This is a genomic window from Rhizobium sp. 05L419 (genome assembly GCF_056397845.1).
The window spans coordinates 403,745-420,315 of record NZ_JBFTOF010000001.1 but is presented as its reverse complement, the minus strand read 5'-3'; the positions used below and the strand labels follow the sequence as shown (position 1 = coordinate 420,315).

Here is a 16,571-nt window from a genome sequence, read left to right as displayed (position 1 = left end):
GAGAGGCGGCCCGGAATTACGAGGCCAGCATCAGATCCATGTTCTGCACCGCTGCGCCCGATGCACCCTTGCCGAGGTTGTCGAGTAGCGCGACGAGGTTCACCTGCGAAGTGCCCGGCGTGCCGAACACGAAGAGCTTCATCGTATCCTTGCCGGCGAGTTCCACAGCGTCCACGCGGGAAAGCCCGCGGCTCTCCTCAAGTGGCACGACCGTCACGATGTCCTGACCCGCATAATGGGCCGCCAATGCTGCGTGAATGCCCTCTAGTGTGGAGCCCTCAGCAAGTTCATCGAGATAAAGCGGCACCTGCACGATCATGCCCTGCGCGAATCTGCCGACCGACGGGGAGAAGATCGGCGCGCGGTCGAGCAGGCCATGGATCTTCATTTCGGGCACGTGCTTGTGCGTCAGCGGCAGGCCGTAAAGAAAGTGAGGCGCCGAAATGGCATCGTCGCGGCTCTGGTCTTCGATTTGCGCGATCATCTGCTTGCCGCCGCCGGTGTAGCCCGACACAGCGTTGACAGTGACCGGATAACCGTCCGGCAGCATTCCTGCTGCGCGCAGTGGCCGGATGAGGCCGATGGCGCCCGTGGGATAGCAGCCTGGGTTTGCCACGAAACGGGCGGCCTTGATCTTCTCGGCCTGCTCCTTGTCCATCTCCGCAAAGCCGTAGGCCCAGGAGGGAGTGACGCGGAAGGCCGTCGACGTGTCGATGACGCGCACATTGTTGTTGGCCGAAACCATCTGCACTGCTTCCTTGGAAGCGTCGTCAGGCAGGCACAGGATGGCGATATCGGCGCTGTTTAGCATGTCTTCGCGGATCGCGGCATTGCGCCGCTCGGCTTCCGGAATGGACAGAAGCTCGACATCCCGGCGTCCGGCCATGCGCGTGCGGATCTGCAAGCCCGTTGTGCCGTGTTCGCCATCGATGAAGATCTTCGGTGCCATTGTCTTGCTCACACTTTCAATAGGTTAGAAAGAAATCCGGAATCATTTTGCGAGTTGGATGAGTCAGCCGTCTGACGCTGCAGCGCGCCGTTCGGCATGCAGTCCCAGCATATACATCGCGACCGTCGCGCCCGCAATGGCGGTGATATCTGCATGGTCGTAGGGCGGTGAGACTTCGACGACGTCGGCGCCGCGGATGTCGAGCTGGTGCAGCCGTTGCAGCACGGAGAGGATTTTCGCGCTCGACGGACCACCCGAAACAGGTGTTCCGGTGCCTGGCGCATAGGCCGGATCCAGGCAATCGATGTCGAAGCTCAGATAAGCGGGCGCCCCCCGGGTATGCGAGATGATGGTTGCCGCGATGTCGTTGGCACTCATGTCTTCGACCTGGTGGCCATAGAGAATCTGAATGCCGAAGTCTTCAGGTGCGTGGGTGCGGATGCCGATCTGGATTGAGCGGTCCGGGTCGATGATGCCATCGCGCGCTGCGCGCGCCACGAAGGAACCGTGATCGATGCGCCTGTTGTCGTCGAACCACGTATCCTGATGCGCGTCGAACTGCACGAGCGCCAGCGGGCCGTGCTTCGCCGCATGGGCCTTGAGGATCGGCCAGGTGACATAATGGTCGCCGCCGAGCGTCAGGACGAAGGCGCCGCTGTCTACGATCGTCTTTGACTGTTGCTCGATCGCGGCAGGCGTTTCTTGGTGATTGCCATAATCCAGCAGGCAATCGCCGTAGTCGATGACCGCCATCTCGGCGAAGAGATCGCGGTTGAACGGATACTGCGGATCGTTGTCGAAGATCGCCGATGCGCGCCGGATCGCCTGCGGCCCGAAACGAGTCCCCGGTCGATTGGAAGTCGCCGCATCGAAGGGGATGCCCCACACGACGGCATCCACGCCGGTGAGGTCCTTCGTGAAGCGCCGGCGCATGAAAGACAGCGCGCCGGCAAATGTCGGGTCCGTCGCAGCGGAAGTGAGGCTGGTTGCCGTGAAGGCATGGTCGATCGACTTGTTCGCCAAGATCTGCTCCTCTGGATGGATGAAAGAACTGTGCTGATCAAAAACATCTTTCGAAATGCGGGAGGCCGGAGCCGGCCGGCCTCGCCGCCGGCAGTAAATCAGCCGGGCAGGCGGTCTGCCAAGACCTCGGGGCGTCCGATTCGCGGTGGTATTTCAAAAAGTTCGCCCGCTCGCGCCATCAGGGCGGCCGCCACCTTGCCGGTCAGATGCGCCTGTCTGCCGGCCTCATTGTCAAAGGCATCGAAGATCGCAAATGTATTGTGGTCATGGCGAATCGCGAACCATGCGATCGTTGCGGGCTCGGCGGCCACCAACGCCTGCGCGCTTGTCAAGAATTGCGCGACCTCTTCTTCCTTGCCGGCTTTGGCTTTGAGTTCAACGTAGAGAGCAAGTTTGGTCATCGTCGTCTCCTCTGTGCGCGCCTTCACCCGAGCGCAACCTACCACCAAGTCGCGACCGGCTTGAATGACTTCGTCAATCCGCCAGGGAAAAAAGGGCCGAGCCGGCAAAGAAAAAGGCCGGGCAAAAACCCGGCCTTCGTAATTCCCGTATTCTCGGTAAGCGATTAACGCTTGGAGAACTGGAACGAACGGCGGGCCTTGGCCTTGCCGTACTTCTTACGCTCGACAACGCGGCTGTCGCGGGTCAGGAAGCCACCCTTCTTCAGAACCGCGCGCAGGCCCGGTTCGAAGTAGGTGAGTGCCTTGGACACGCCGTGACGAACGGCACCGGCCTGGCCGGAAAGACCGCCGCCGGCAACCGTTGCGATGACGTCGAACTGGCCGTCACGAGCAGCAGCAACGATCGGCTGGCGCAGAATCATCTGCAGAACCGGACGTGCGAAGTACTCCGCAAATTCCTTGCCGTTGACGACGATCTTGCCGGAGCCAGGCTTGATCCAGACGCGGGCAACGGCGTTCTTGCGCTTGCCGGTCGCGTAGGAACGGCCAAGCGAGTCGACCTTACGGACGTGAACCGGAGCAGCTGCTTCGGAAGACGTGCCGAGATCCTTCAGGGAGGAGAGGTCAGCCATTGTTAGGCGCTCCTTACGTTCTTTTTGTTCAGCTTGGCGACGTCGAGAGCGACAGGCTGCTGTGCTTCATGAGGATGGTTGGAACCGGTGTAAACACGAAGGTTCTTCATCTGGCGACGACCGAGCGGGCCACGCGGAACCATACGCTCAACTGCCTTTTCAAGAACGCGCTCCGGGAAGCGGCCTTCCATGATCTGGCGAGCGGTACGCTCCTTGATGCCGCCGGCATAACCGGTGTGCCAGTAGTAAACCTTGTCGGAATACTTCTTGCCGGTGAATACGACCTTGTCGGCGTTGATGACGATAACGTTGTCGCCGTCGTCAACGTGAGGCGTAAAGGTAGCCTTGTGCTTGCCACGCAGACGCATAGCGATAACAGAAGCGAGACGGCCAACGACAAGCCCTTCGGCGTCGATGATCACCCACTTCTTCTCCACCTCTGCAGGCTTCTGGGAGAAGGTTGCCATAGTAGTTACTCTCTTTCGGATCCCTTGGCCCGAAGGCGAAAGGGCGTTTCTTGTTGCTTGATTTGATGGCCAATGGGCGCACCAAAAAGAAAGCAGCCGGGAAAGGCTGCGTTCTGGTGGCGTGTATAGAAGCAAACACCTTTCCGGTCAAGATTGATGACAGGGACGATTGGAAAAACAAAATAGCAAAATCAATAGCTTAGATATGTGGTATTTTGATACCTCAAATTTGTCGCGGTGGAATCGAGTACGTTACTGTTGCATGGGCGACCAGTTCATCCGGGTCTTGTTGAAAAATGGATGCTTCCATGATGGCGAGGCGTTTGCCGAGTTTCAGGATCTTGCAGGTGCACGTGGTCGGCAGTGGCTTTGGCAGCCGCAGGAAATTGATGTTCAGGCTGGTCGTCACAGCCAGCGCCACCGGGCCGATATGCGCGAGCACGGCAACATAGGCGGTGACATCGGCCAGCGTGAACAGGGCAGGGCCGGACACCGTGCCACCGGGTCTCAGATGCCGCTCGGCGGGTTCGAGCCGCATGCAAGCGCGGCCCGGTGCGATGTCGGTCACTGCAAAGACACGCCCATCGGTGTGGATCTGCGGAAAATCCGTCTCCAGAAACCGGTTGACCTCCTCGATCGTCATGACCAACTGCATCGCTTCTTCTCGAAATTGTTCATGGCTTATGGCAGAACTGTTAGCATGAAATGGACATTCAGGGAGTTCTACCATGGCTGAAGTCGTATCATTCCGAACGGACCCAAGCAAAGCGACCGCGTTGGTGCTCTGCAGGCTTTCCGACGGCATATTGAGGCTGACACTCAACAACCCACCCGCCAATGCGCTTTCGATCGCGGTTCTCGAGACGCTGCTCGGCGAGCTCCAGGAGGCCGGTGAGGACGACAACGTTCGCATCGTCGTCATTGCGTCGACCGGCAACGTTTTTTCCGCCGGCCACGACCTGAAGGAGTTGACGGCACATCGCGCCGATCCGGATGGCGGCGTGGCATTCTTCGAGGAAACCTTCGCGCTCGCCGCCGACCTGATGCTAGAGATCACGCGTCTGCCGAAGCCGGTCGTCGCCGAGATCGACGGACTGGCCACCGCCGCCGGCTGCCAGCTAGTCGCGTCGTGCGACCTTGCGATCTGCACCGATACTGCCACCTTCTGCACGCCCGGCGTGAACATCGGGCTGTTCTGCTCGACGCCCATGGTGGCCGTTTCGCGCGCGGCGCACCGTAAGCAGGCGATGGAGATGCTGCTGACCGGTGAGACGATCGATGCTTCAACCGCCAAGGATTTCGGTCTGGTGAACCGTATCGTGCCGAAACAATACCTCACCCAAGTCGTCACCAAATACGCATCAATCATCGCCAGCAAGTCGCCGCTGACGCTACGGGTTGGCAAGGAGGCATTCTATCGCCAGCTTGAGATGCCGGTGGAGGAGGCCTACAGCTATACCGCGCAGGTGATGGTCGACAGCATGACGAGCGGCGACGCCGAGGAAGGGATTGGTGCATTTCTGGATAAGCGCATGCCGGAGTGGACCGGCGAATAGCTCTAGCCAAGTTTCAAGACCAACCCGCCGAGGGCGATGATCGCGCCGGCAAGATATCGCCACCGGCTCGCCTTTTCTTTCAATACGACGACGGAGATGATCAGCGCGAAGAGGATCGACGTTTCGCGCAGTGCTGCAACGGTCGCGACCGGCGCCTTGGTCATCGCCCAGAGCGCCAGCCCGTAGGACGCGATCGAGCCTGCGCCGCCGATCAGGCCACGCCACCAGTTCACCCGCACATGCATCGCAACGGTGTAGAGGCCGCGGCGCGAGACAGCCCAGGAAAGTAGCAGCACTGGCGGCAGCAGCGACATCCAGAGCGTATAGGACACGGGATTACCGGAAATTCGCGCCCCGATTCCGTCGACGTAGGTGTAGGTGGCAATCACGCACGCATTGGCGAGCGCCAGACGAATCGCCTGTCCGCTGCCTTTGGGCGCTTCGAAGGCGAGGGTCAAAATTCCGGCGCAGATCGTCACCGTGCCGAGGAGCGTTCCGCCGGAAAGGCTCTCGTTCAGAATGAAGCCGCTCGTCGCGGCAATCAGAAGCGGTGCGCATCCCCGCATCAGCGGATAGACGAGCCCGATATCGCCCGCCCGATAGGCTGCTGCGACAAGCTGGAAGTAGATAAACTGAAGGATCGCCGAGGCGCCGATGTAGGGCCAGGCCGCTGCGTCTGGAAGCGGCAATAGCGCCAGGAAGGGCAGTGCTGCCACCGCGCCGCCTGCTGAGACGAGACTGGCATCGAGGGACTTGTCCGTTCCTGCCTTGATGATGGCGTTCCACGTTGCGTGCAGCAACGCCCCGAATAGAACCAGCAGAATGACGGTGATGGACAAGGCAAGGACTACCGGGTGGTGTATTGGAAGGAATAGCCGGAAGCTTGTTACGCCGACGCCGATAAAAAGCAACACCCGTGCCAGAACCGGCAATAGAGCAAATGGAGCGAAAAAATACAACTCTCAGATGATTTTCGGGGAGCATTGGAAGATGCACGTACGCCAAGGACTTTCAATAGAATATCCTCATTCAACCATGAGATGTTTCTAACATACGCGTGAACAAATGTAGACATATACACGATATACAGTGAACATTTGCGCGTTCAGGAGTCGCAATTTTTAGGCGTGATGCGCGATAGGCACACGCGTGCCAATTCTCGGTTGGTTTCGACGATGGTCGGGTTGTGTCATGCAACCGCTGCCACGGCATGAAGCAGTCAAGGCGAACTGCGTTTAGAGCCTATTGTCTGGAATTATGAAAGTCCCGTCCAGGTTGTCTAGGTTCTGGCAATTAAGAACGCGGCAGTTCGGATCGTCCTTTGTCGGGACCCCCGTCCACTCCGCGTATTGGTTGGCGTCGCAGAAGCGGCTGTTGCGAATGTAACGGTCGTACAAGGTCATGCTGGCAACGCGCTTCGAGGGATAGCGCAAGATGACCGCGCCTTCGTTGTGAATTGCCGCACGGGCCTTCTGACAGGTCATCGCCTGCGAATTGTAGCGGGAGATTGCCAACGCTGGCGATGCGGCCAGAACGAAGGCGGCGAAAAGCGCCGGTTTTCTCATCGAGACTTCCTCCTTCGGCTTTCTGATGCCTATATACGTTGGAACCGGCCATCGGTTTCAATTGCGCGGACCTAAGTGCGATCATTATTGGGAGAATAGGCGATATGAATCACGATCGATACGACGACGACTATATTCTCGACATTTTGCATTCGGTGAAGACCATCGCTTTGACGGGTGCATCCCCCAATCCTGCCCGACCGAGCAACGGCGTTATGGGCTATCTGCTGTCGCGCGGATATGAAGTGATACCTGTCAATCCGGGACAGGCGGGAAAACTGATACAGGGGCAGACGGTCTATGGCCGGCTCGTCGATCTTCCCGCTCCCGTCGACATGGTCGACGTCTTCCGCGCTTCGGAACATCTGTCTGGTGTCGTGAATGAAGCGCTTGCCATGAATCCTCGGCCGAAGGTGATCTGGGCGCAGCTTGGCGTCCGTGATGACGCCGCTGCCGCAAGGGCGGAAGCTGGAGGCATCAAGGTCGTCATGGATCGCTGCCCGGCAATTGAGTATCCGCGTCTTGTCGCATAGGAAGGGGAAAATTTTTCGCCAAACGCGTTTCGGTTGAAACAGATGGAGATTAACTTTTCTTGATCGTCCGCTATGCTCCGGCCCATTCGGTCAACCAGAATGGGAGGGCTTCATGGCCAATAACGATCCGGGATTCAATACTTTGGCAGTGCACGCGGGGGCCAAGCCGGACCCTGCAACCGGCGCACGCGCGACGCCGATCTATCAGACCACCGCCTACGTCTTCAATGACGCCGATCATGCCGCCGCGCTTTTCGGCCTGCAGCAATTCGGCAACATCTACACGCGCATCATGAACCCGACACAGGCTGTGCTCGAGGAACGGGTCGCTGCACTCGAGGGCGGCACGGCGGCTCTTGCCGTGGCCTCCGGTCATGCCGCACAGATGATCGTCTTCCATACGATTCTACGGCCGGGCGAGAATTTCGTGGCCGCCAAGCGCCTCTATGGCGGCTCCATCAACCAGTTCGGCCACGCCTTCGAAAACTTTGGCTGGCAGGTCCGCTGGGCCGATCCTGCTGATCCGGCGAGCTTCGAGAGCCAGATAGACGAAAAGACTCGCGCCATCTTCATCGAGAGCCTTGCGAACCCGGGCGGAACGTTTGTCGACATCGCAGCCATCGCTGACGTAGCCCACAAGCATGGTTTGCCGCTTATCGTCGACAACACCATGGCAAGCCCCTATCTCATTCGCCCGATCGAGCACGGCGCCGACATCGTCGTCCACTCGCTGACGAAATTCCTCGGTGGCCATGGCAACTCCATGGGCGGCATCATTGTCGATGGCGGCACCTTCGATTGGTCGAAATCCGGCAACTATCCGATGCTCTCCAGCCCGCGGCCGGAGTACAACGGCGTCGTCCTGCATTCGACCTTCGGGAATTTTGCGTTCGCCATCGCGTGCCGTGTTCTCGGCCTGCGCGATCTCGGCCCGGCGATATCGCCCTTCAACGCTTTCCTGATCCTGACCGGTATCGAGACACTACCGCTTCGCATGCAACGCCATAGCGAAAATGCCGCTGCCGTTGCAAAATGGCTGAAAGCCCACAGCAAGATCGCCTGGGTGCACTATGCGGGCTTGGAGGACGATCCGAACCACGCGCTGCAGCAGCGCTACTCGCCAAAAGGGGCAGGTTCGGTCTTCACGTTCGGCGTCAAGGGTGGCTACGAGGCCGGCAAGTCGCTCGTGGAAGGGTTGCAGCTCTTCTCGCATCTCGCCAATATCGGTGATACGCGCTCGCTCGTTATCCATCCGGCATCGACAACCCATCGCCAGCTGACCGACGAACAGAAGATCGCAGCCGGTGCCGGCCCTGACGTCGTCCGCCTCTCGATCGGCATCGAAGACGTGAAGGACATCATCGCCGACCTCGAACAGTCTTTCGCAAAGATCTGAGCCCGATGGCAAACCACGTCACCTTCGACATCAGGGGCGCCGAACCGGAGTTCGGCGCCCCTGAGGCCGACCGGATCGTTTCCGGCGATCCCCAGTTCAAAACGTGGAATCTGGAGGAGGCCGCGGGAGGCATCTATTCCGGTGTTTGGGAAGCGACTGCGGGCAAATGGCGCATCGTTTACGACGAGTGGGAATACTTCAGTGTGCTGTCCGGCCACTCTGTCGTCACAGAGGACGGCGGCGAACCAGTTCATTTGCACGCCGGCGATAGGATGATCCTGAGACCGGGCTTCAGGGGAACATGGGAAGTCATTGAAACGACTCGCAAGGACTATGTGATCAGGCTCTAAAATAGGCGCCCGATGCCAAGCGCTTTGCAATAGGCGCTTAGCGGCACCCCGCATGGGCACTACTTCCGTCGAAGTGTCTTAAGTCCGGTCGCCATTCGGGGCAAAGTCGGCGCGCACGATGCCGTGGCGCTGGAGCTTGTCGTAGAACGTCTTGCGGGGGATGCCCAGATCGGTGATCGTCCGCCGGACATCGCCGTTGTTGGCGTCCAGGGCTTCGCGGATAATATGGGCCTCATAGCGCTCCAGCCTCTCCGGCAGGGGCATGGACTCGCCTTGGTCCGGTATCGGCGCCGGCGGTCCACTCGAAATCTGTTCGACGCCAAGGACGAAACGCTCGGCAAAGTGCGACAGCTCGCGAACGTTTCCCGGCCAGCTGTGGTCGCGCAGATGGTGGTGTATCGAGGCCGAGGCAGCGGGCACGTCCCGTTTGAATCGCTTCGCGGCGCGTTCTGCGAAGTAGCCGAAGAGAAGCGGAATGTCGTCTCGCCGCTCTCTGAGAGGCGGAATGGAAATCGTGACGACATTCAGACGGTAATAGAGATCTTCACGGAAATCACCGCGCTGGCTGGGGTCGCCGAGATCGACCTTGGCGGCTGCGACGACGCGAAGGTCAACCGGCCGGACGTCGTTCGTGCCGAGTGGCGTGACCTCCCGCATTTCGAGAACGCGCAGCATCTGTACCTGCGTCGATGGCGGCATGCTTTCGATCTCGTCCAGAAAGAGCGTGCCGCCGCTTGCATGCTCGATGCGCCCGATGCGCTTCTTTTGCGCGCCCGTGAAGGCGCCCGGCTCATGGCCGAAGAGCTCGCTTTCGATCACCGTTTCCGGCAGCGCTCCGCAGTTGAGTGCAACGAAGTTTCCCGATGCGCGGCGGCTCCACTGATGCAACAGGCTCGCGACGACCTCTTTGCCGCTGCCGGTCTCGCCAGTCACCAGCACATCGACATCGGTATCGGCGATCTGCCGCAAGGTGTGCCGCAACCGTTCCATAGCTGGTGTTTGGCCGATCAGGGGCAGATCGTCGCGAACCTGCTCCGTCGCCTTGCGCAATGCGCGGTTTTCCAGAACGAGACGGCGTTTCTCGGCCGCCCGCCGAACACTCTGAATCAGCCTGTCCGTTGCAAACGGCTTGGTGATGAAGTCGTACACGCCATCCTGCATGGCCTTCACGGCCATTGGAATGTCGCCGTGGCCGGTGATGAGGATGACGGGCAGGTCTTCGTCCCGCTTCCGTACGCGTCCGAAAAGCTGCAGCCCGTCGATGTGAGGCATCCGGATATCTGAAACCACGACCCCTGGGAAATCCGGGGTGAGGGCAGCGAGTGCGTCGCCTGCTGCCGAAAAGGCGGACACGGAGAAGCCTGCAAGCTCAAGCGTCTGCTTTGTCGCCCGAAGGAGATCCCTGTCATCATCGATAAGGAAAATGGGGGCTGCTTCGCTCATGGTTTCGCCTTCACAAGATGCACGGTGAAACTCGTGCCGCTGTCGCCGCTGGTGACATCGATGCGCCCCCCGTAGTCAGCGGCAATATCCTTGGAGATGACGAGGCCGAGCCCCAGTCCGTTTTCCTTCGATGTGTTGAACGGCGTGAAAAGCGAACCCAAAATCGCGGCAGGGATCCCCGGGCCGTTGTCGGCGATCGTGATCGCGGCCTCATCTGATGTCTCGGTAACCGAAATCTCCACCTTCGCATCGTCGCGGCCTTCAAGCGCCTCCAAAGCGTTCTGGAAAAGGTTGATCAGGATCTGCTCCAGGCGAACGCGATTGCCGAGGACTGTCAGGCCTGGCGGGGGGTGGCGAATGGACAGCGCTTCAAGCTGACCGGAAAACCGACTTTTTAGCAGCACCAGAGCACCGTCGATGACATCGCGCAGCTCAACCGGTTCCGCTGCGGTTCTGCCTTTGCGGGCGAATGCCTTGAGCTCCTCCGTGATCCTACCGATGCGCTCCGTCAGCGCGGCAATTGCGCCGAGGTTTTCCCGCGCCGGATCGGTCTGCCTGCGTTCCAGGAAGACGCGGGCGTTGTCCGCATATGCGCGAATGGTGGCGACCGGCTGGTTGATCTCGTGCGCGACGCCCGCCGCGACCTGGCCCAGGATGGCGAGTCGGTTTGCCTGCACAAGCTCCTGCTGTACCACTTGAAGTCGTGCCTCGGTGTTTCGATGGTCGGAAATCTCGGCCTGAAGGCGGTCCCGAGCGCGGCTGAGATCCTCGGTGCGCTCAGCGACGCGCCACTCGAGTTCCTCGCGCATCCCCTGTTCGACGGCGATCCTCATCGCCGCGACTTGGCGACGCCGCAGGAGAAAGGCGCCGATTGCCAGAATGGGCACGAGTACAGCGAGCGTCAGGAGTCGCATCTCCCGCACGGCGGAAGCGATCGGGGCGTCGGTCGGAACGAGATATTCAAGTCGCCAGGGGGTTGTGGGGACGGCAGCAAAAAGACGCAGATATTCCGCTTCGCCGCTGCCGGGCAGCACTGCCGAGACGAGCGAGGCTTCCGGATTGATGATCTCGGGGCGCATGATGGGGAGGGGCGCAAGCGGGGCATCGCCGAATTGAAGGCTGTTGCGGATCGCCGCAAGATCCTCTTGCGGTATCGGAGCTGCCGTCATGAAACGCCACGATGGAATGCTCGTGATCAGCACGACCCCATGGTCATCCGTCACGTAGACGGGGCGGCGTGCGTCGCGCCAATCGTCCTCGAGTCTGTCGAATTCAAGCTTGACCACCACCACGCCGAGCGGGGCCGCGGCACTGCCGACACGGCGCGAGATGTAGAGGCCCGGACGTTTGCTGACGCTGCCTAGCGCGAAATGCTCGGCGGTTCCCTGTTCGATCGCTCGTCGGAAGTAGTCTCTGAAGGTGTAGTCATTGCCGACGAAGCTGATCGGTTCCCGCCAGTTGCTCGACGCGATCGCGATCCCATCCTTGCCGATAGCGTAGAGCACCGCCGCCTGGGTGCCCGAAACCAGCCGCTCGAGCTTGCGGTTCAAAACATCGACAGCCCTGCTGTGCGGCGACGACAGCCCATCGTCCACCTGCTGGTCTTCCGCAAGCAGGAGAGGCAGCGCTCGCGGTCTCTCCAGAACGGCGCGCAGCAATGCGACCTTGAGAGTGGCATCGGTCCGGCTCTGGCTTTCAAGCGCCTCGATCGAGGATCGGCGGCCGTAGAACTCCGCCCCGGCGAGCGCGGCGACAAGCGTAATCGCTGACAGAGCGGCAAAAACAAGCCAGACGCGCCGCGCGCGCCGGCTGACGTCAGCGACAAACTGAAATTCTGGGATCGATACTGGCGTTGCCATCGTCCAAGATGTGCGCAATTTCGCACATTCGTCAAATAAATTTGTGCGAAATGCCGCGCAATGTCCTCACGTCGTCTGAGGGGTTGCGATAAAAATAACATAAAATCATATGGATAGGGCGTCATGCGTGGACTGGCATGCGCGTTGCTATGTGTCCGCAAACAGCTGCACGGCTGTTGATCGAGCAACGCAATTGCCCCGGGAGGCCGAATTGGTTTGGGGCCTGATGGAGGACACTATGGGTGTAGCACTTCCGGTCGCGCAGCCGCGCGGCAAAGTACCATTTTACCGGCATCTCTACGTGCAGGTTCTCGCCGCCATCGCCGCGGGCATCCTGCTCGGGCACTTCTATCCGGACATCGGCACGTCGCTGAAACCGCTTGGCGACGCTTTCATCAAGCTCGTGAAGATGATCATCGCGCCGGTTATCTTCCTGACGGTTGCGACCGGCATCGCCGGCATGTCCGATCTGCAGAAAGTTGGACGTGTTGCAGGAAAGGCGATGCTGTACTTCCTCGTCTTCTCCACGCTGGCACTCGCCGTCGGCCTCGTCGTCGCCAACGTCGTACAGCCGGGTGCCGGGATGCACATTGATCCTGCCACTCTGGATGCGAAGGCCATTGCGACCTATACCGCAAAGGCGCACGACGCGACGGTCACCGGCTTCTTAATGAACATCATCCCGAACACGATCGTCGGCGCCTTCGCCGATGGCGACATTCTGCAGGTACTTTTCTTCTCTGTCCTTTTCGGCATTGCGCTTGCCATGGTCGGTGACCGCGGCCGCCCGGTCGTCGATTTTCTGCAGGCTCTGACTGCGCCTGTATTCAAGCTGGTGGCCGTCCTGATGAAGGCAGCGCCGATCGGTGCATTCGGCGCGATGGCTTTCACCATCGGCAAGTACGGCATCGGTTCCATTGCCAACCTCGCCATGCTGATCGGTACCTTCTACCTGACGTCGCTGATCTTCGTGCTCGTCGTTCTCGGTGCTGTTGCACGGTACAACGGTTTCTCGATCCTGGCGCTGATCCGCTACATCAAGGAGGAACTGCTGCTGGTGCTGGGCACGTCTTCCTCGGAAGCCGCACTGCCAGGCCTCATGGCGAAGATGGAGCGGGCGGGCTGCAAGCGCTCTGTCGTCGGCCTCGTCATCCCCACCGGCTACTCGTTCAATCTCGACGGCACCAACATCTATATGACGCTTGCAGCGCTGTTCATCGCCCAGGCGACGGACACGCCGCTTACCCTTGCTGATCAGATCCTGCTTCTGCTCGTGGCGATGCTGAGCTCCAAGGGTGCGGCCGGCATTACCGGCGCCGGTTTCATTACCCTGGCAGCGACGCTCTCCGTTGTCCCCTCCGTTCCGGTTGCCGGCATGGCGCTCATCCTCGGCATCGACCGGTTCATGTCAGAATGCCGCGCACTGACGAACTTCGTCGGCAACGCGGTCGCGACGGTCGTTGTCGCACGCTGGGAGAATGAACTGGACCAGACGCAGTTTGCCGCTGCGATGGCCGGCGAATTGCCGGAGGAAATCGAAGTCACTATACCCGCCCTGCAGGCGGCAGAATAACCCTCGCAGCAAGGGCTGCCGGATCATCGGCGACCCCGTCGGATCATCGGCAATCCGCGCTTCACCTGAAGCGCGGATATTTTTGTTCCGCTTACCAACTGAGTTCCAGCCGGTCCAATCCGTGGAAGTGGTAAACATCCTTGACGGACGGCGTCGTCGCAATCCTGAGGCCCGGCAACCGCTGGAACAGGATCGGCAGCGCGACGTTGAGCTCCAGGCGCGCAAGCGGCGCGCCGATGCAGAAATGAATGCCGGCTCCGAAGGAGAGATTGGGCGCCTCGTTGCGGGCCGGCTTGAACATCAATGGTTCGGTGAATTTCAGCGGATCGAGGTTGGCGGCCGCCAGGATAAGGCTGACCTTGTCGCCGCGCTTGAACGAAACACCGTCGATCTCAGCGGACTCCAGCGCCCAGCGTTGGAAGATGTGCACGGGCGCACAGATGCGCAGCGATTCTTCCACCGTACGCTCAGTGGCGGCTTCATCCTTGAAAAGTTCTGCCGGATCGTAGCCGCTATCTAGGATCATGCGGACGGAGTTGCCGATCTGGTGGACGGTTGCTTCATGGCCGGCGTTCAGCAGCACGATCGTGGTAGAGACCAGCTCGTCCTCGGTCAGGTACTGGCCCTTGTGCTCGGTGTGGATCATGTGCGTCAGCAAGTCGTCGCGGGGATTGGCGCGGCGCTCGGCAATGACGGTCTTCACGTAGTCGGAAAATTCCTTGGCTGCCATTTCGGCGCCGTCCTCATCCTCTCTGGTGCGGCCAAAGAGATACATGCGGATATAGGCATGCGACCACCTCAGAAGCTGCGGCCCCATCTCTTCCGGGATGCCGATCATGCGAGCGATCATCGTAACGGGGATGACATCGGCAAAGGCCGACAGCAGCTCAACTTGTCCCTTCTTCTCGAAGTCGTCGATCAGCCTGTTGGCCAGTTCGGCAAGCTCGGGCTTCATCTTCTCGACATGTCGCGACACGAAGGCGCGGTTGACGAGAGTTCTGAGGCGGGTGTGCTCGGGCGGCTCCAGCTCAAGCAGCGAATAGCGCTCGGCAAGATCGAAGTTGGCGAGATGCTGGTCCGGCTCGGGAAGACCGAGTTCCTCCCGCGTTGCAATGTGCAGGATCTGACGGCCGAATCGGCGGTCGCGCAACAGCGCGTTCACATGGTCGTAGCCGGTAAAGAACCATTGCTTCTGCTCTTCCCAGTAGAAGGTCGGACAATGGGCATGCAACGCCGCGTATGCGGCGTTGGGGTTGCTGTAGAAAGCTCGATTGCCGGCGTCGAGAGAGACGCGGCGTGTGGCGGGATCGATCGAAATAAAGGCCGGTATCATCATGTCTCAAGGCTTAGCGGATTTGCCAGGTCTCGAAAAGAGAACGCCTGCGGATCTTCAACCTCTCGACAGAGATCCGACACGGCGAAGGGCATGGATCTGATCGTCGAGCGTCGGAACGAGCTCGCCGCTGGTGCGATCAGGCTCGGTCGGCGCAGGGGCGGCAGTCTCGGCTTCTCCAAAGATGACGGTGCAGTTCCGGCCCGCTGCTTTCGCAGCGTAGAGGGCACGGTCCGCTGCGGAAACCAGCCTATCCATGTTGGCGTTGATAGGCGATGCGAGCGCAACACCTATGCTGACCGTCGCCGGAATGAGGGCGTTGCCGGTGCTGATCGGGACGCGGCAGAATTCCGCCCTGATCGATTCCGCAAGTGCTTCGGCTTCGGTTTGGTCGGCGACACCGGTGAAAGCTGCGAACTCCTCGCCGCCCATCCGTCCGAAGACACCTGCCTGGGTATACTGGCGCGCCATTCTGGCAAAGACAGTCAGCACCGCGTCGCCGGCCTGATGGCCAAAGCGGTCGTTAGTCCGCTTGAAGTTGTCCAGGTCGAACAGAAGAACGGCGATCTGCCGCTTTTCGTCGAACGCCCTGGTTTGGACGGGTTCGAACTGCCCGAACAGACCGCGTCGGTTGAGGACGCCGGTCAGCGCGTCCGTCACGCTGAGCAACCGCAGATGCCTCTCCGACCGCTCCATGATCACCCGAAAGGTAAGCGCGCAGGCAAACGTCAAAAGGAATGCCGTGCCGAGCGCGGCAGCGCCGGCGTAGTTGGCGGCTTGCAGATCCGTGGGAGCGGCGAGCCCGATGGCCACTGCGGTACCGAAGCAGAGGCCGCTCTGGATGAGAAAGATGGCCGCAAGCTTGGTCCTGGCAGCGTCACTCCCGGCATGGGGCGACGTGACAGCCATGGCAAGTGCCGTTGCGCCGGTTGCCGAGGCGAGATTGTAGAGAATGACGCGATTTGCGTAGTCGTCGTTGACCCAGGGAAGGAAGACACCTGCGAGCCAGACAAGGGGAGGCAGCAGCATCCACCACTCGGCCTTGCGCCTGTAGAGCGCCAGATAGCCGGCAACCCAGGCGCTCTGACCAGAAAGCGCGACAGCATTGCCTGCTTCGATCGAGAGGAAGTTCGGGATGTGGCCGCGCAGGGCCACCATGGCAAAGCCGGCGGCGCTTAGCAAAAAGCCGATGCCCCAAAAAAGATAGGTCCTGTTGCGGACATCATGGCGCCAGGCCATGAATGCAACCAGTGCAAGCGTCATGGCCTCGGAGCACCAAATGGCCAATCCCGTTGTAACATTAAACACGGCAATACCCCTTGTTGGGCGCATACTCGTCGAAGAAGCTGGCAACTTCGTTAATCACCGGCCACTCGCTGATGCCCGCCCGCACTTATCCGACGATAGGATTTCCGTGAGGTAAACATGAGGCGGCCTGCGGATTCAGCTTTCCTTCATCTTGCTGCCGAGAAAAGCTGTGAGGGCGCGCAC

General features: G+C 60.2%; 17 protein-coding genes. 5 read left to right on the top strand and 12 right to left on the bottom strand.

The features are described 5' to 3' along the window. Window positions 1-16: 16 nt before the first annotated feature. The 6 genes from argC to AC1DMK_RS02145 all read right to left on the bottom strand — a co-directional run bounded on the left by argC (window position 17) and on the right by AC1DMK_RS02145 (window position 4,127). A complete protein-coding gene (gene argC / locus AC1DMK_RS02170; RefSeq protein ID WP_477856866.1) occupies window positions 17-949 on the bottom strand; it encodes an N-acetyl-gamma-glutamyl-phosphate reductase in 933 nt (310 codons plus the stop codon). A gap of 63 nt (window positions 950-1,012) precedes the next feature. Further along, a complete protein-coding gene (gene speB / locus AC1DMK_RS02165) occupies window positions 1,013-1,972 on the bottom strand; it encodes an agmatinase (protein ID WP_037063358.1) in 960 nt (319 codons plus the stop codon). A 98-nt stretch (window positions 1,973-2,070) separates the two neighbouring features. Then, window positions 2,071-2,373, bottom strand: a complete 303-nt coding sequence (locus AC1DMK_RS02160) for a putative quinol monooxygenase (protein WP_477856864.1) — start codon at window positions 2,371-2,373, stop codon at window positions 2,071-2,073. A gap of 164 nt (window positions 2,374-2,537) precedes the next feature. Then, on the bottom strand, window positions 2,538-3,005 hold the full coding sequence (rpsI, locus tag AC1DMK_RS02155) for a 30S ribosomal protein S9 (RefSeq protein WP_037063361.1): 468 nt from the start codon (window positions 3,003-3,005) through the stop codon (window positions 2,538-2,540). A gap of 2 nt (window positions 3,006-3,007) precedes the next feature. Next, window positions 3,008-3,472: a 50S ribosomal protein L13 gene (gene rplM, locus AC1DMK_RS02150; RefSeq protein ID WP_037063363.1), complete on the bottom strand. Its 465-nt coding sequence runs from the start codon at window positions 3,470-3,472 to the stop codon at window positions 3,008-3,010. Window positions 3,473-3,695: 223 nt separating this feature from the next. After that, window positions 3,696-4,127 (bottom strand): PaaI family thioesterase, encoded by a 432-nt coding sequence (locus tag AC1DMK_RS02145; protein ID WP_477856897.1) that lies wholly within the window; start codon window positions 4,125-4,127, stop codon window positions 3,696-3,698. A gap of 73 nt (window positions 4,128-4,200) precedes the next feature. Here AC1DMK_RS02145 and AC1DMK_RS02140 point away from each other — a divergent pair, with 73 nt between their 5' ends. Then, entirely contained in the window at window positions 4,201-5,028 is an 828-nt protein-coding gene (locus AC1DMK_RS02140) for an enoyl-CoA hydratase (RefSeq protein ID WP_477856862.1), read from the top strand. 2 nt (window positions 5,029-5,030) lie between these two features. Here AC1DMK_RS02140 and AC1DMK_RS02135 read toward each other — a convergent pair whose 3' ends face one another. Together AC1DMK_RS02135 and AC1DMK_RS02130 are read right to left on the bottom strand one after the other, a co-directional pair. Next, the gene (locus AC1DMK_RS02135) at window positions 5,031-5,867 is read right to left on the bottom strand and encodes a DMT family transporter (RefSeq protein ID WP_037063617.1); all 837 of its coding nucleotides are present in this window, start codon (window positions 5,865-5,867) and stop codon (window positions 5,031-5,033) included. 396 nt (window positions 5,868-6,263) lie between these two features. Continuing rightward, complete coding sequence (locus AC1DMK_RS02130) at window positions 6,264-6,593, bottom strand: hypothetical protein (RefSeq protein WP_037063368.1); 330 nt, start codon at window positions 6,591-6,593, stop codon at window positions 6,264-6,266. A gap of 104 nt (window positions 6,594-6,697) precedes the next feature. On the opposite strand from AC1DMK_RS02130, the gene AC1DMK_RS02125 reads away from it, so the two are divergent. The 3 genes from AC1DMK_RS02125 (at window position 6,698) to AC1DMK_RS02115 (ending at window position 8,872) form a co-directional block, all read left to right on the top strand. Further along, complete coding sequence (locus AC1DMK_RS02125; protein ID WP_037063370.1) at window positions 6,698-7,126, top strand: CoA-binding protein; 429 nt, start codon at window positions 6,698-6,700, stop codon at window positions 7,124-7,126. A 112-nt stretch (window positions 7,127-7,238) separates the two neighbouring features. Next, complete coding sequence (locus AC1DMK_RS02120; protein ID WP_477856859.1) at window positions 7,239-8,522, top strand: O-acetylhomoserine aminocarboxypropyltransferase; 1,284 nt, start codon at window positions 7,239-7,241, stop codon at window positions 8,520-8,522. Window positions 8,523-8,527: 5 nt separating this feature from the next. After that, entirely contained in the window at window positions 8,528-8,872 is a 345-nt protein-coding gene (locus AC1DMK_RS02115) for a cupin domain-containing protein (RefSeq protein ID WP_037063375.1), read from the top strand. Window positions 8,873-8,950: 78 nt separating this feature from the next. Here AC1DMK_RS02115 and AC1DMK_RS02110 read toward each other — a convergent pair whose 3' ends face one another. Together AC1DMK_RS02110 and AC1DMK_RS02105 are read right to left on the bottom strand one after the other, a co-directional pair. Continuing rightward, window positions 8,951-10,315, bottom strand: a complete 1,365-nt coding sequence (locus AC1DMK_RS02110; protein WP_477856857.1) for a sigma-54-dependent transcriptional regulator — start codon at window positions 10,313-10,315, stop codon at window positions 8,951-8,953. Continuing rightward, window positions 10,312-12,174 (bottom strand): sensor histidine kinase, encoded by a 1,863-nt coding sequence (locus AC1DMK_RS02105; protein ID WP_477856855.1) that lies wholly within the window; start codon window positions 12,172-12,174, stop codon window positions 10,312-10,314. Before AC1DMK_RS02105 ends, AC1DMK_RS02110 begins: the two co-directional genes overlap by 4 nt. 238 nt (window positions 12,175-12,412) lie before the next feature. Here AC1DMK_RS02105 and AC1DMK_RS02100 point away from each other — a divergent pair, with 238 nt between their 5' ends. Continuing rightward, the gene (locus tag AC1DMK_RS02100; protein WP_037063381.1) at window positions 12,413-13,747 is read left to right on the top strand and encodes a dicarboxylate/amino acid:cation symporter; all 1,335 of its coding nucleotides are present in this window, start codon (window positions 12,413-12,415) and stop codon (window positions 13,745-13,747) included. A gap of 91 nt (window positions 13,748-13,838) precedes the next feature. Here the strand turns inward: AC1DMK_RS02100 and AC1DMK_RS02095 are convergent, their stop codons facing one another. Next, window positions 13,839-15,083, bottom strand: a complete 1,245-nt coding sequence (locus tag AC1DMK_RS02095) for a cytochrome P450 (protein ID WP_477856853.1) — start codon at window positions 15,081-15,083, stop codon at window positions 13,839-13,841. 54 nt (window positions 15,084-15,137) lie between these two features. Further along, the gene (locus tag AC1DMK_RS02090; protein ID WP_477856852.1) at window positions 15,138-16,388 is read right to left on the bottom strand and encodes a GGDEF domain-containing protein; all 1,251 of its coding nucleotides are present in this window, start codon (window positions 16,386-16,388) and stop codon (window positions 15,138-15,140) included. Window positions 16,389-16,571 lie beyond the last annotated feature (183 nt).

What these genes read in the sequence shown, in the direction of transcription:
- argC (WP_477856866.1), bottom strand. Translation starts at nt 949, where the DNA reads ATGGCACCGAAGATCTTCATCGATGGCGAACACGGCACAACGGGCTTG.
- AC1DMK_RS02160 (WP_477856864.1), bottom strand. Translation starts at nt 2,373, where the DNA reads ATGACCAAACTTGCTCTCTACGTTGAACTCAAAGCCAAAGCCGGCAAG.
- rpsI (WP_037063361.1), bottom strand. Translation starts at nt 3,005, where the DNA reads ATGGCTGACCTCTCCTCCCTGAAGGATCTCGGCACGTCTTCCGAAGCA.
- rplM (WP_037063363.1), bottom strand. Translation starts at nt 3,472, where the DNA reads ATGGCAACCTTCTCCCAGAAGCCTGCAGAGGTGGAGAAGAAGTGGGTG.
- AC1DMK_RS02145 (WP_477856897.1), bottom strand. Translation starts at nt 4,127, where the DNA reads ATGCAGTTGGTCATGACGATCGAGGAGGTCAACCGGTTTCTGGAGACG.
- AC1DMK_RS02140 (WP_477856862.1), top strand. Translation starts at nt 4,201, where the DNA reads ATGGCTGAAGTCGTATCATTCCGAACGGACCCAAGCAAAGCGACCGCG.
- AC1DMK_RS02130 (WP_037063368.1), bottom strand. Translation starts at nt 6,593, where the DNA reads ATGAGAAAACCGGCGCTTTTCGCCGCCTTCGTTCTGGCCGCATCGCCA.
- AC1DMK_RS02125 (WP_037063370.1), top strand. Translation starts at nt 6,698, where the DNA reads ATGAATCACGATCGATACGACGACGACTATATTCTCGACATTTTGCAT.
- AC1DMK_RS02120 (WP_477856859.1), top strand. Translation starts at nt 7,239, where the DNA reads ATGGCCAATAACGATCCGGGATTCAATACTTTGGCAGTGCACGCGGGG.
- AC1DMK_RS02115 (WP_037063375.1), top strand. Translation starts at nt 8,528, where the DNA reads ATGGCAAACCACGTCACCTTCGACATCAGGGGCGCCGAACCGGAGTTC.
- AC1DMK_RS02110 (WP_477856857.1), bottom strand. Translation starts at nt 10,315, where the DNA reads ATGAGCGAAGCAGCCCCCATTTTCCTTATCGATGATGACAGGGATCTC.
- AC1DMK_RS02105 (WP_477856855.1), bottom strand. Translation starts at nt 12,174, where the DNA reads ATGGCAACGCCAGTATCGATCCCAGAATTTCAGTTTGTCGCTGACGTC.
- AC1DMK_RS02100 (WP_037063381.1), top strand. Translation starts at nt 12,413, where the DNA reads ATGGGTGTAGCACTTCCGGTCGCGCAGCCGCGCGGCAAAGTACCATTT.
- AC1DMK_RS02095 (WP_477856853.1), bottom strand. Translation starts at nt 15,083, where the DNA reads ATGATGATACCGGCCTTTATTTCGATCGATCCCGCCACACGCCGCGTC.